Genomic DNA, 13,135 nt, shown 5'->3' with positions numbered 1-13,135 from the left:
ATGTCCATTATCTGCTAAGGTATAGCGGCGACGGGTGAAAGTCCTAGCATGAGGTGATGCACAACCTTGTGATGCCGCGCAGAATATGCATGTTAGCGATAACATTGGCAGTATAGACCTGTGCAGACACGGTTTAGATAAGAAAGGTCAAAGAGATGGTTTCGAGAGTGATTCCCGTAGATCCCTTCGATCTGGTGATCTTTGGCGGCACCGGAGATCTGGCGCGGCGCAAAATCCTGCCGGGGTTGTTCCGCCGCTTTTGCGCCGGCCAAGTGCCAAGTGACGCTCGCATTGTCGGCGCGGCCCGCACCGATCTGGACAGCGATGGCTATCGCCAGATGGTCCGCGAGGCGCTTGCCGAATTTGGCCGCGACATTGCCTGTGATGAGGGCACGCTGAACGGCTTTCTTGATATGATCCAATACCTTGCCATTGATGCCCGCGGCGAGACCGGCTGGGCGGAACTGGCGGAATTGATGGTTGGCAAGGGCAGGGTGGAGGCGTTTTACTTTTCCGTCTCTCCGGCATTGTTTGGCGATCTGGCCGAACGGTTGCAACACTGGGGCATGGCGGACGAAGACAGCCGGATCGTTGTTGAAAAACCCTTTGGGCACGATCTGGCCTCGGCCAAGGAGCTAAACGCAACGCTGGCCCGCTATTTTGATGAAAAGCAGATCTACCGGATTGATCATTATCTGGGCAAAGAAACCGTACAAAACCTGATGGCTGTACGCTTTGGCAACATGCTGTTTGAACCCCTTTGGAACGCGCAATACGTCGATCACGTGCAGATCACTGTGGCCGAAACCGTCGGTGTTGGCGGGCGGGGTGAATACTACGACAAAGCGGGCGCAATGCGCGATATGGTGCAGAACCACCTGATGCAATTGCTTTGCCTGATCGCGATGGAGCCGCCTGCGCGGTTCGACCCTGACGCGGTGCGCGATGAAAAGCTCAAGGTGATCCGATCGCTTGATCCGGTGCTGCCCCATCACATCGCCCGTGGCCAATATGACGCCATGCCCGGCAATGAGGCCGAGATGCCCAGCTACCGCGAGGCGGTCGATCATCCGCGCAGCCGCACCGAAAGCTTTATCGCGCTGAAAACCCATATCAGCAATTGGCGGTGGGCTGGCACGCCGTTTTACCTGCGCACGGGTAAGCGCATGGCGGCGCGGTCTTCCGAGATCACGGTGATCTTCAAAGACACCCCGCATTCGATCTTTGCCGAAGACGCCGGACGCCACCGCAATGTGCTGTCCATCCGTTTGCAACCCAACGAGGGCATCACCCTGGGCGTCACGATCAAGGAACCGGGGCCGGGCGGGATGCGGTTGATCGATGTCCCTCTGGATATGACTTTTGCCGAAGCATTGGGCGTGGATGGTTCGGATCATGTGGATGCCTATGAGCGGCTGATTACGGACGTGATCCGCGGCAATCAAACCCTGTTCATGCGCGGCGATGAGGTCGAGGCTGCCTGGGCCTGGACCGACCCGATCATCGAAGGCTGGGAAGCCCGCCATGACGTGCCAAAACCCTATGACATCGGGTCCGACGGGCCCACCGATTCAACCGAGATGATGCGCCGAGACGGACGTGAATGGCGAAAGGTAACACCATGAAATTTATCGAATATCCTGACCGCGAACTTCTGACCATGCGGGTCGCGGATGAACTGGCAGGCGAAATTGAGAATGCCTTGTTCACCCATGAAAGCGCATCTTTTGCCGTGCCGGGCGGCACAACACCGGGGCCGATCTTTGACATGCTCAGCGGCACCGATCTGGGCTGGGACAAGGTCAACGTGATGCTCACTGACGAACGCTGGGTGCCCGAAGATCACGATCTGTCCAACACAAGATTGGTCCGCGACCGGTTGCTGACCGGTCCTGCGGCCGCTGCGACGTTCTTGCCATTCTACCGCGCGGGTAAAACGGCAGCTGAGGCTTGCCCCGAGGTCGCGCAGACGTTGGTGCCACATATGCCGCTCTCGGTTCTGGTATTGGGCATGGGCGATGACATGCACACCGCCTCGCTGTTTCCGGGTGCACCGGGGCTCGAGGCCGCATTGGATGGTCATGCCCCCTTGCTTTGCCCGATATCGCCGCCCGATCAGGACATTGACCGCGTGACCTTGCCAGCCCACGCTCTGAAAGGCGCATTGTCCACCCATGTGGTGATCTTTGGGGCGCTCAAACGCAATGCCCTCGAAAAGGCCCAAAAACTTGCCCCAAAAGACGCGCCGATCTCGGTGGTTTTGGGCAACGCAACCGTGCATTGGGCCGCATGATGGACAATTGGACCCGTTTGAAAAGCCGTCTGGATGCCACCCAAGATCGCCCGCTTCTGGCGCTCTTTGAAGAGGAAGGCCGCGCCGCACATTACGCAGTTCAAACCGAACACATGCGGTTTGACTATGCCAAAACCAACATCGATGCAGACACCCGCGCCGATCTGATTGCCCTGACCGAAGATATGGATCTTGCGGGCAAGCGTGACGCGATGTTTGGCGGCGCGGCGATCAACAGCACCGAAAACCGTGCCGTGCTGCACACCGCCCTGCGCAACCTTGATGGCGGGCCGATCTATGTGGACGGTACCGATGTGATGCCAGACATCCACGCCACTTTGGCCCGGATGCGCGAGTTCGCAGACCGGATCCGCACCGGCAATATCACCGATGTGGTCAACATCGGCATCGGCGGCTCTGATCTTGGCCCGGCAATGGCCACGGCGGCACTCAAACCCTATCACGATGGCCCGCGCTGCCATTTTGTCTCCAACGTTGATGCGGCCCATATCGTCGATACGCTGGCCGATCTTGACGCAAAAACCACGCTGGTGATTGTCGCCTCCAAAACCTTCACCACAATTGAGACCATGACCAATGCCCGCACCGCGCGGGCCTGGATGCAGGACCATGGCGGCGATCCCAAAACCCAGTTTGCCGCGCTCAGCACAGCAGAAGACAAAACCACTGCCTTTGGCATTGATCCCGCGCAGGTCTTTGGATTTGAGGACTGGGTGGGCGGGCGATACTCCGTCTGGGGGCCGATTGGCCTGTCACTGATGATCGCCATCGGCCCCAAGGCCTTTGACAGTTTCTTGCGTGGCGCACAGGCGATGGACCGCCACTTCCAAGTGGCAGACCCGCTGGAGAACATGCCAATTATGTTGGCGCTTGTGGGGATCTGGCATAACCAGATCTGCGGTTATGCCACCCGCGCCGTGCTGCCCTATGATCAACGTCTGGCGCTGCTGCCCAGCTATCTGCAACAGCTTGAGATGGAATCAAACGGCAAGTCCAGCCTGCTGGATGGCTCCGATCCGGCCCGCCACAGCGGCCCGGTGGTCTGGGGCGCTGCAGGCACCAATGGCCAACACGCCTTTTACCAGCTCATCCATCAAGGTACCCGCGTCATTCCTTGCGAATTTATGGTCGCCGCCAACGGGCATGAGCCGGATCTGGCCCATCACCACCAACTGCTGATCGCCAATTGCCTCGCGCAATCCGAAGCCCTGATGCGCGGCCGATCCCTGACCGAAGCCCGCAAATTGATGGAGGCCAAGGGCTTCGAAGGCACTGAGCTGGAACGCCAGGCCCGCCACCGGGTCTTTCCGGGCAATCGCCCGTCGACAACGCTGGTTTATGACCGGCTGGATCCCTTCACCCTTGGCCAGATCATCGCGCTTTATGAGCACCGCGTCTTTGTCGAAGGGGTGATCCTCGGTATCAACTCTTTTGACCAATGGGGGGTCGAGCTGGGCAAGGAACTGGCCACCTCACTGCAACCGCTTGTCGAAGGGGAGGCACCATCCACAGGCAAAAACGGATCAACCGCCGCGCTGCTGGATTACATCCTCAACCGGCGCAGTTAACCTTCTTCATTTGGCCAAGAAAACCTCCGGGGAGTTTGAGGGGCAGCGCCCCTCATTCACAAATAAATCAAATGCGGTGCAGCCGCGCCTTTGGCTACATCAGATCCGGGGCGCGGCCCACGCGGTTGGCCAGCTTGCCCACCGTAAGCCCCTGCACAATAATCGAAAACACCACCACAACATAAGTGCATGTCAGGACCAGCGGCTTCCATTCCCCGTCCGGCAGTGACAGGGCCAGCGCCACGGAAATCCCGCCTTTCAGCCCCCCCCAAGTCATGATCGGGGTCACCCCCTGGCTGAAGGTGCGAAACGGCTTGAGCATCCCGATGGGCACCGCCACGGCGGCCAAACGCGCCAGCAGCGCGATAAAGATGGTGGCGACCCCGGTCAGCAACAGATCGCCGGAAAAGGCGATGGCAAAAACCTCAAATCCGATCAGCAGAAACAGAACCGCATTCAAAATCTCGTCAATCAGCTTCCAAAACGCATCAACATAACGCCGGGTTTCCTCGGACATGCCCCGCGCCGCGCCGACATCGCCAATCAGCAATCCTGCACAGACCGCCATGATTGGCGCAGAAACATGCAGCGCCACCGCCAGTTCATAGCCGCCAAAGGCCAGTCCAAGCGTCAGCAGCACCTCAAGCGAATAATCATCAATCCGCCGCATCACCCGAAAGGTGATCCAGCCCAGCACAATGCCTAGGATCGCACCGCCAAAGGCCTCTTGGATGAAGAGCATAACCGCCGCGCCCAACGGGCTGTCGCCGCTGCCATGATGGGCATCCGATGGAAAGGCCAGCCCAACCAGCACCAGAAACACGACATAGCCAACCCCATCATTAAAAAGGCTTTCTCCTGCAATTTTCGTCTCAAGCGTCTTGGGCAGATCCGCCTCGCGCAGCACCCCCAGAACCGCCACCGGATCAGTGGGAGAGATCAGCGACCCAAACACCAGCGCCAACAGGATCGGCATACCGGTCAGCCATGAAAACGCAAACCCCACCACCACCGTCGACAACGCCACACCCAGCGTTGCCATCAAAAACACCGTCACCCATTCGCGGCGCAGATCGCTTAACTTGACATGCAGCGCCCCGGCAAACAGCAGCAGGCCCAGCATCCCCTCAAGCAGGGCCTCAGAAAAATCTATACCGGTGACAAAACCGCGCACGGTGTCGGCGATGCCAAGCGCGGGCCAGATCAGATCAATCCCCAGCAATCCAAAAGAGGCCAGCAGCGAGACCACCAAAATCCCGATTGCCGCTGGAAGTTTCAGGTAAAGGTAATTGATCGCCCCGAAACAGCCCGCCAGAACGATCAGCAGCGAGGTGATTTGCAGGACATTCATGCGCCCGTGGCCATGTCATAGGTGATCCACATGGTGCGCGTTGCCAGTTGATCATAAACGCCGCGCCCGCGGTAATTGTCATCCGCCGTGATCCAGCGCACCACGGTCCAGCCGTTTTGCTGCGCGTTATCGCCAACCGCTTTGATCAACGCCTGCGCGGCGCCGCTGCCGCGTGCGGCAGGATCGACATAAAGATCGTCAAGAAAACATTTCACCGCAGCGCTCAACGGGCTGGCAAAGGGTCTGAAGTGGGTCAAACCGATCACCACCCCATCACCATCCAGCGCCAGCAACCCGTTCACCTCATGGGCGTCATCCATCAGCCAGCCAAACACGCGATCGCGCATCTCGGCGGTCTGCTCTACCTTATAGAACTGCGCATATCCGGCATAAAGACGATCCCAATCGGCGCGGTCTTGGGCGGTCACGGGGCGGATGGTTACGGTCATGGCGTTTCCTTTGAATGTGGCGGCGGCAGGGGTTGGGGCTACCTCTACACAGATGCACGTTCTGGGCAAGATCACCGGGCCTACGCAGGGCCTTTATACGGTGCGCTGGTAGCGCCTTATGACATAACGTCATTTCACCGCTGGCGCAGTGACCGCGCTTGCAAGAACGGGGCAGATTGTCCAATCTGACCCGAAAGTTCACGGAGGAGAACCCGAATGCTTGGTCAAATGATGTCCAAACCCCTGCTGATTTCCAGCTTGATCGAACACGCCGAACGCTATCACGCCGAAGCGCAAATTCATTCGGTCAACACCGGCGGCGGCATCGAAGAAACCAGCTGGGGGCAGGTGGCCCGCAACGCACGAGCCATGGCTTCCGCGCTGACCGCATTGGGGCTGGAGCCGCAAGCCCGTTGCGGCACCATCGCATGGAACAACCGCCGCCATCTTGAGCTGTATTTTGGTGTTTCGGGAGGCGGGTTTGTTTGCCACACGATCAATCCGCGCCTGTTCCCCGAACAACTTGTCTACATCCTCAATCATGCTGAGGACAAAGTGTTGTTCATCGACAAAACCTTTGTGCCGCTGGTGGCTGCAATCCGTGACAAGTTGGAACATCTCGACCACATCGTTCTGATGGAAGGCCATGACGCCGAAGCCGAGAAAGCCTTGCCCGGCCTGAAATTCTACGACGATCTGGTGGCCTCTGGTGATCCGGCATTCCCATGGCCTGAACTGGATGAAAACACCGCCTCAAGCCTTTGTTATACATCGGGAACAACGGGCAATCCCAAGGGGGTTCTTTACTCCCACCGCTCTACCGTGCTGCACAGCTTTGCGGTGAACTTTGCCGATAGCATTTCCTTCTCCGCCGCCGATATCGTGTTGCCTGTGGTGCCGATGTTCCATGTGAACGCATGGGGCGCGCCCTATGCCTGTGCGCAGGTCGGTGCACGTATGGTGATGCCGGGGCCGGGCCTTGATGGGCCATCGCTATTGGGGCTTATCGAAAACCAGAACGTCACCGTGGCTTTGGGCGTGCCAACGATCTGGCTGGGCCTTTATGGCGAGGCGAAAAAGACCGGGGCCAAGATGGCCAGTTTGCAGCGCACCGTTGTGGGCGGTTCGGCCTGTCCGCCATCGCTGATCACGGCCTTCCGCGAGGAATACAACGTTGACACCATCCATGCCTGGGGCATGACAGAAATGTCGCCCATCGGTTCGGTGAACCGTCCTTTGGCCAAACACGGCGAATTGCCGGTCGAAGAGCAGCACAAGCTGCGCGAAAATCAGGGCCGTCCTGTGTACGGGGTGGAGCTGGAGATCCTCGACGAGAACGGGGCACCGCTGCCCCATGATGGTGAAACCCAGGGCGATCTGGTCACGCGCGGCTATTGGATTGTGGACAGCTATTTCCGTTCCAGCACCGAAGAAACCCTTGAGAACGGTTGGTTCCACACCGGCGACGTGGCAACGATGGACGCGGACGGCTATGTGACCATCCGCGACCGGTCCAAGGACATCATCAAATCGGGCGGTGAATGGATCAGCTCGGTCGAGCTGGAGAATATCGCCATTGCCCACCCCGATCTGGCCGATGCAGCCGTGATTGGCGCGACCCATGAAAAATGGGACGAACGGCCCATTCTGATCGCAGTCAAGGCCGAAGGAGCCGATCCGGCGGAGGCCGATGTTCTGGCGTTCTTTGACGGCAAGATCGCCAAATGGCAGGTGCCGGACCGCGTTGTCTTTACCGATGTTCTGCCGCGCAATGCCACGGGCAAGGTGCTCAAACGCAATCTGCGCGATGAATTTGGCAAGATCCTGCTGGGTTGATCAGGCTTTCCAGCGGTCCAAACGGGGAATGCCGCGTGTGAACATCCACGCCATCACTTTTGGCATTCCCGACCGCATCAATGCCTCGACGCAGTGTTGCTGAAACTCCTTCACGCCGACATCAGGGTGCCGAAATGCGCCCTGATCGTAACAGATGGAACAAAAGGTCTGACTTTTGCTGCCGTCAGCCTCCAATCCACCACCCTGCGGATCCTTGGACAGCGGCATTCCGCAGCTTTGGCAACTTCCTGACATGGTTTTCTCCCTCGTTCTCTTGCGTGACTGCTGGGACCATTGTATAAACCATGGACCACTGTCAATGGTTTTGAGGGAAAGATGCGCATCGGAGAACTGGCCAAGCGGGCAAAAGTGTCCCGCGATACGATCCGTTTTTATGAACGCCACGGTTTGATCCGGTCGGGCGTCGATCCTGAGGCGGGCAACAGTTACCGGATCTATCCCGAAGACGCTGTTCTGACGTTGGATGTGATCCGCGATGCCCAAGCCGCAGGGCTCAGCATTGCCGACATCAGCATGTTTTTGGCGCAGTTTATGGCCCAATCACCCGAGGCTGAGGCCGGGCAGGGGTTTCTCGAAGCCAAGATTGTCGAAGTGCGCGCCCGTCAGGAGGCAGGCGCACGGTTCTTGCAGATGCTGGAGCAAACCAAAGCGGCGCTGGACCGCGCCCCTCAAGATGGTCTGGATGAAGTGACCCGCCGCGGCGAAGCTTGATCAATCCCCGGCGGTCTCACGCCCCTTGGCAAACTGCTGCATTTGCTCAAAGGGCGGCAACCATCCTGCGCGGCGCTGGCACCACAGCTCATAACTTGGGGTAAACTGATCGGGTGCATCCATCGCACCCAAATGCAGCTCGATCTCATCACCGCTGCGGGCAAAGACGGAGGATCCACAATTGGGGCAAAAATGCCGCCCGTTGTAGTCGCCGGTCTCCCCCGCGATCTGCACTGAAGCCACAGGAAAAACCGCCGCCGCATAGAACAACGCCCCGTGATGTTTGCGGCAATCCACACAATGGCACAGCCCAACCCGTGCAGGCGGCCCCATCGCCACAAACCTGACCTTTTCGCAGGCACATCCGCCGGTGATTTCTTGCATTTGCCGCCGTTCCTTATGAGGTGTCATGGCACGATAGAATGCGGCAGATCCAAAAGCCATGCCGCCCCGCAGGATCAGCCCATCGGATGGACCCAGATCTCTGCCTCTGGCTCATGCGGGGCCCGCGTGCCGTCCGTCCGTGCGCCCAGCCTTTTTGCCACGGCCTGTGATCGCGTATTGCTTTGGTCTATGTAGCTGTAAAGCCTATCTAATTTGAGTATGTCAACGGCCCAAACCCTGACCGCGAGTGCAGCTTCGGTCGCAAAGCCTTTGCCTTCCGCGCCTTCGAACAGATGCCAGGCAAGCTCAATCTCCGGCCAGTCGGAATGCTTGATCAATCCCACCCGGCCAACGGGCAGTCCTGTCTGCTGCTCCACTACGATGAAAAAACCGAAACCGTGCCAGTGCCAATGGCCAACACCGGCCAGAAATCCGAACCATGCCTGCTGCTCCGTTCCGGTTTCTCCTTGTGCGACCATCGACGGGGCGCTGGTCATAAAACGGGTGAATGCCGGCAAATCCGCGCGTTCAGGGCCGCGCAGGATCAGCCGCGACGTGGTTAACTTGGGGGCAGTTGTGAGCTGTTGCATGGCAGGCCTTTTCTACGGCGGTCTTGGGGTGCCGCGAGTGTAATGGAGAGTTGGCCCTATCGGAAAGGATGGAGTTTCGCGCATTGGCGAACCCGTTCAGCACCCGAATGTGCTTGCGCAATGTCTTTGAAACAAGTTTCGGGATTTGAGGATCTTTGGAGCGGGTAACGAGAATCGAACTCGTAACTAAAGCTTGGGAAGCTGCCGTGATACCTTTTCACCATACCCGCGCTCAGGTTTGAGATATGCGGGGCGGGCAGGGGCGTCAAGGGCAGACCTTCTAGGAAGCCGAAATCATCGCAACAATCACTAATCCAATAAAGATGAACAGGACGATGGCCGTCATAACCATAGCATCATCAATCTCCGTCGGCTTGGTGTTGATTACCCAATATTTGTGAATGTTAATATTCGCAAGAATGCGAGGCTTTCCATCAAACGAAGATATGACAAAGATATCTTTCGATTTTAGCTCCACGTCATCGTAACAATTTGACTCAAACTGAATGAAATCATCGTTTCCATTTTGGAAAAATCTTATCGAGTATTCGCGGCTTTGACTTGGCTTGTGGCCCCGCGAACGCTTAGATCGCGCGATTCCTATAATGACCTGAAAATCTGCTTCACAGTCTGAACAAGAAAGAGAGTAATAGCCTTCCTTCTCGACCTCATAGTTGTTCTGCTCTTCACAGTTAGCACATACAATTTTCAACGAGCTATCCCTGCATTTTCTTTTGCCATTTCTTTTGTGGCAGAACTGCAGAGAATAAATCAACCGGAGATTGCCGCTCCGCTTTACCCGCGCCGCCGCCGTCTGCGGCCGCCGCCAGCTTCACCGCCATCACCGCCGCCGGTGTTGAAAGTCTCGCTTGGCAGGGTGACGATGCTGTTCAGGATCGGGAAAGGCTCCACCGCGTTGGGGATGGCGGAGGCATTCACAAAATGCTCCTGAAAGCGCGGCTCAATTGCGGTTTCGATCTTGTGAATCGCCCGCACGGTTTGTTCGATCTCGGCCCGCGCCTCGCGGTTCAGCAGGGCAATCCGCGCCCCGGTGCCCGCCGCATTGCCCGCCGATGTGACCTTGTCCAAAGGCGCGTCGGGGATCATGCCCAGAACCATCGCATGTTTGGTGCTGATATGGGCGCCAAAGGCCCCGGCCAGCACCACGCGGTCCACCTTTTCAACGCCAAACTTGTCCATCAAGAGCCGCGCACCAGAATAAAGCGCGGCTTTGGCCATCTGGATCTCGCGGATGTCGCGGTTGGTCACGGTGATCTTGGGGCCGCCTTGGGCCGTGCCGTCATAGACGAGGTATGAATTGGTGCGCCCGTCTGCGAACACCATGGGTGATCCGGTTTGTTCTGCCGTGCCGATCAAACCCGGCGCATCAACGATACCGTGGATGCGCATCTCGGCCACCATCTCGATAATGCCGGAACCGCAGATACCGGTGACCCCCGTGGTGGCGATGGCCGCGTCAAAGCCCTCTTCGTCGGACCACAGATCACTGCCAATCACTTTGAACCGCGCGACCTTGGTGGCTGGGTCAATCTCAACCCGCTCAATCGCGCCGGGGGCGGCCCGTTGGCCGGATGAAATTTGCGCCCCTTCAAAGGCCGGACCAGTGGGAGAGGAACAGGCAAGCACCTTTTCCTTGTTGCCCAGCAGGATCTCGGCGTTGGTGCCCACATCCACCACCAGCACCAGATCGTCGGATTTGTCCGGTGCCTCGCTGAGCGCGACAGCGGCGGCATCGGCGCCCACATGGCCCGCAATGCAAGGCAGCAGGTACACCCGCGCAGATCGGTGAATATTCAGCCCCAGATCCGCTGCCCGCAAACGCACCGCATCAGAGGTGGCCAGGGCAAAGGGCGCCTGGCCCAGTTCAAACGGGTCAATCCCAAGAAACAGATGGTGCATCACCGGATTGCAGACAAACACCGCGTCCACGATCAACTCTTTGTCGATCCCGCCTTCGGTGGCGATCTGGCTGAACAGACCGTTCATGCCCTCGCGCACCGCGCGGGTCATTTCATCCGCGCCCGAGGCGTTCATCATCGAATAGCTGACCCGGCTCATCAAATCTTCGCCAAAGCGGATCTGCGGATTCATCACACCGGAGGAGGCAATCACCTCTCCCGTGGCCAGATCGCACAGATGCGCCGCGATGGTGGTGGAGCCAAGATCAACCGCAAGACCGTAAACCGTGCCCTCATAGTATCCCGGCCAGATTGCCATGATGCGCGGTGCGTTTTCAGCGTCCCCCAAATGCACCGCCACGGTGACCTTCCAGCCACCCTTGCGCAGAACCGGCTGCATGGCCTGCAAGATATGCAGATCGGCAGTTACATCCTCCAGTTCCCATTGATCGCGAAGCGCGTTTCGCAACCGCTCCAGATCGCCCGAAGGGTCGTGCATGTCAGGTTCCTGCACCTCGACATAATACAGCTTGGTCGTCGGGTTGATCACGATGTCCCGCGCCTCGGCGCGTTTGCGTACCACCTGTTTGTGAACCTGGCTTTCGGGGGGCACGTCGATCACCACATCGCCCTGGACCGCCGCCTGACAACCCAGCCGCCGCCCGTCGATCAACCCGCGTTTGTCCTTGTATCGCTGTTCAACGGCGTTCCATTCGGACAGTGCATCGTCGCGCACGGTCACTTTATGCTTGGAGAACTCGCCATAGCTGGGCGTGATCTGGCATTTGGAACAGATCCCGCGCCCGCCGCAGACGGAATCCAGATCAACACCCAATTGCCGCGCGGCGGTCAGAATGGGGGTGCCTTTGGGGAAATGCCCGCGTTTGCCGGAAGGGGTGAAAATCACCAGAGGATCACTGCTCATTGCCTGCACCTTTGACTGCCTTTGCGGGCAGCATAGCGAGGCAGACCGGAAGGGAAAGCCAGCCTGCGGCAAAAAGCAGGCCAGACCCGTCATTTAAAGAGGGATTTTAGATCTTTACTTGAATGATCTCGCCTTGATCGCGCCCGTTGAAACACGTCACGAATTCCAGAGCCTCGATAAGGGCTTCGTCTTTGTGACTTGATGTCACAATAGATCGATCTTTCGCGGTCCCACTCCCAAAGGTCAACGCATCCACATGGTCTTCAAGCGCTTAACATCCTTCGCCAGATATCGCGATGAGGCTGGCCCGCTGCGAAAGCCACTGTTCAACCATGCCCGAAAGGACAAGGAAATCTGATACCGGACTATGCAGAACAGTCTTTGGGCTGCCATTACATGTCACCCAAGACATCCGAAACCAAGCGTGCATTCCGCAGCACCGCAGACATCACTATGTCTATCAACCAAAAATTCGACGAAGCAAACTTTGTTTGACCGGTGCATTCAAGCAATGGAACTGATCGACTTCGCTCGCATCCAGATAACTATCATATCGAAATCCGATCAGCTCTTCGATCAATTCAACAGGTATTTCAAAAACAAAATCGACACCTGTTTCACCGCCTTGTTCGTCGAACAAAGCAGATCTTCTCAATTCATATGTATCAGGTAAATCGCCAGTCGCTTCGATGTGGAAAAGGTCGTCCCCGTCGCCAGCATGCGAGACCCGCCAAACTTCTGTCCCACCCCTCCAGAAAGTGGCCGAACTCCACATCGTTGTCTCGTTGATCTCGCACAGACAGATGTCGTGGTTTTCGGAAAAAGCCTCAATCTCTGCAAGTTTGGTTTGACCGAAAGTTTCCTCTTCGCTCCACAAAACCGTCCAGCCAGAGGACTTGATCTGAGCCACCCACCATTCTTCCTGTGGCATTTCGCTGCACAGCTGTTCAGCCGAAAGTCCGAAGGCCTTCAAGACCTGCACAGGGCTGGCCTTCGCTCCCAGAAAACAAATGCGAAACCCCATGCCAGGCCCTCTCTAAAAACGCGAATTTCCTAGCAAAAAACAT

13 protein-coding genes and 1 tRNA gene are annotated in these 13,135 nt (G+C 57.7%); 5 read left to right on the top strand and 9 right to left on the bottom strand.

Features of this window, described 5'->3' with window-relative positions:
• The first annotated feature begins 155 nt into the window (after positions 1-155).
• Genes zwf through pgi form a run of 3 tightly spaced genes read left to right on the top strand, consistent with a single transcriptional unit; the run spans position 156 to position 3,882 of the window.
• On the top strand, positions 156-1,625 hold the full coding sequence (gene zwf, locus C8N31_RS12980; protein WP_025046238.1) for a glucose-6-phosphate dehydrogenase: 1,470 nt from the start codon (positions 156-158) through the stop codon (positions 1,623-1,625).
• On the top strand, positions 1,622-2,293 hold the full coding sequence (pgl, locus tag C8N31_RS12975) for a 6-phosphogluconolactonase (RefSeq protein ID WP_025046239.1): 672 nt from the start codon (positions 1,622-1,624) through the stop codon (positions 2,291-2,293). Before zwf ends, pgl begins: the two co-directional genes overlap by 4 nt.
• Complete coding sequence (gene pgi, locus C8N31_RS12970) at positions 2,290-3,882, top strand: glucose-6-phosphate isomerase (protein ID WP_025046240.1); 1,593 nt, start codon at positions 2,290-2,292, stop codon at positions 3,880-3,882. Before pgl ends, pgi begins: the two co-directional genes overlap by 4 nt.
• Positions 3,883-3,976: 94 nt before the next feature.
• Here the strand turns inward: pgi and C8N31_RS12965 are convergent, their stop codons facing one another.
• Together C8N31_RS12965 and C8N31_RS12960 are read right to left on the bottom strand one after the other, a co-directional pair.
• Positions 3,977-5,233: a cation:proton antiporter gene (locus tag C8N31_RS12965; RefSeq protein ID WP_025046241.1), complete on the bottom strand. Its 1,257-nt coding sequence runs from the start codon at positions 5,231-5,233 to the stop codon at positions 3,977-3,979.
• A complete protein-coding gene (locus tag C8N31_RS12960; RefSeq protein WP_025046242.1) occupies positions 5,230-5,682 on the bottom strand; it encodes a GNAT family N-acetyltransferase in 453 nt (150 codons plus the stop codon). The genes C8N31_RS12965 and C8N31_RS12960 overlap by 4 nt, the downstream gene beginning before the upstream one ends.
• 216 nt (positions 5,683-5,898) lie before the next feature.
• Between C8N31_RS12960 and C8N31_RS12955 the strand changes: the two genes are divergently transcribed.
• Positions 5,899-7,518, top strand: a complete 1,620-nt coding sequence (locus C8N31_RS12955) for a long-chain-fatty-acid--CoA ligase (protein WP_025046243.1) — start codon at positions 5,899-5,901, stop codon at positions 7,516-7,518.
• Here C8N31_RS12955 and C8N31_RS12950 read toward each other — a convergent pair whose 3' ends face one another.
• Positions 7,519-7,773 (bottom strand): zinc ribbon domain-containing protein, encoded by a 255-nt coding sequence (locus C8N31_RS12950; protein ID WP_025046244.1) that lies wholly within the window; start codon positions 7,771-7,773, stop codon positions 7,519-7,521.
• Positions 7,774-7,854: 81 nt separating this feature from the next.
• Between C8N31_RS12950 and C8N31_RS12945 the strand changes: the two genes are divergently transcribed.
• Positions 7,855-8,250 (top strand): MerR family transcriptional regulator, encoded by a 396-nt coding sequence (locus C8N31_RS12945; RefSeq protein ID WP_025046245.1) that lies wholly within the window; start codon positions 7,855-7,857, stop codon positions 8,248-8,250.
• On the opposite strand, the gene C8N31_RS12940 is transcribed toward C8N31_RS12945, so the two are convergent.
• The 6 genes from C8N31_RS12940 to C8N31_RS12915 all read right to left on the bottom strand — a co-directional run bounded on the left by C8N31_RS12940 (position 8,251) and on the right by C8N31_RS12915 (position 13,092).
• Positions 8,251-8,634, bottom strand: coding sequence for a GFA family protein (locus C8N31_RS12940; RefSeq protein ID WP_025046246.1), 384 nt, complete (start codon positions 8,632-8,634; stop codon positions 8,251-8,253).
• A 74-nt stretch (positions 8,635-8,708) separates the two neighbouring features.
• A complete protein-coding gene (locus C8N31_RS12935) occupies positions 8,709-9,224 on the bottom strand; it encodes a GNAT family N-acetyltransferase (RefSeq protein WP_025046247.1) in 516 nt (171 codons plus the stop codon).
• Between the two features lie 156 nt (positions 9,225-9,380).
• Positions 9,381-9,454, bottom strand: a tRNA-Gly gene (locus C8N31_RS12930).
• A gap of 50 nt (positions 9,455-9,504) precedes the next feature.
• Complete coding sequence (locus tag C8N31_RS12925; RefSeq protein ID WP_025046248.1) at positions 9,505-9,936, bottom strand: hypothetical protein; 432 nt, start codon at positions 9,934-9,936, stop codon at positions 9,505-9,507.
• An 83-nt stretch (positions 9,937-10,019) separates the two neighbouring features.
• The gene (locus tag C8N31_RS12920) at positions 10,020-12,068 is read right to left on the bottom strand and encodes an ASKHA domain-containing protein (RefSeq protein WP_025046249.1); all 2,049 of its coding nucleotides are present in this window, start codon (positions 12,066-12,068) and stop codon (positions 10,020-10,022) included.
• 460 nt (positions 12,069-12,528) lie between these two features.
• Positions 12,529-13,092 carry a hypothetical protein gene (locus C8N31_RS12915; protein ID WP_025046250.1) on the bottom strand — a complete coding sequence of 188 codons (564 nt, stop codon included), beginning with the start codon at positions 13,090-13,092 and terminating at the stop codon, positions 12,529-12,531.
• Positions 13,093-13,135 lie beyond the last annotated feature (43 nt).

The sequence above is a fragment of the Sulfitobacter mediterraneus genome, from assembly GCF_003054325.1.
In the GTDB taxonomy this organism is placed as follows: Bacteria; Pseudomonadota; Alphaproteobacteria; order Rhodobacterales; family Rhodobacteraceae; genus Sulfitobacter; species Sulfitobacter mediterraneus.
The sequence above is the reverse complement of the archived record's forward strand: the minus strand, read 5'-3'. Positions and strand labels throughout refer to the sequence as shown.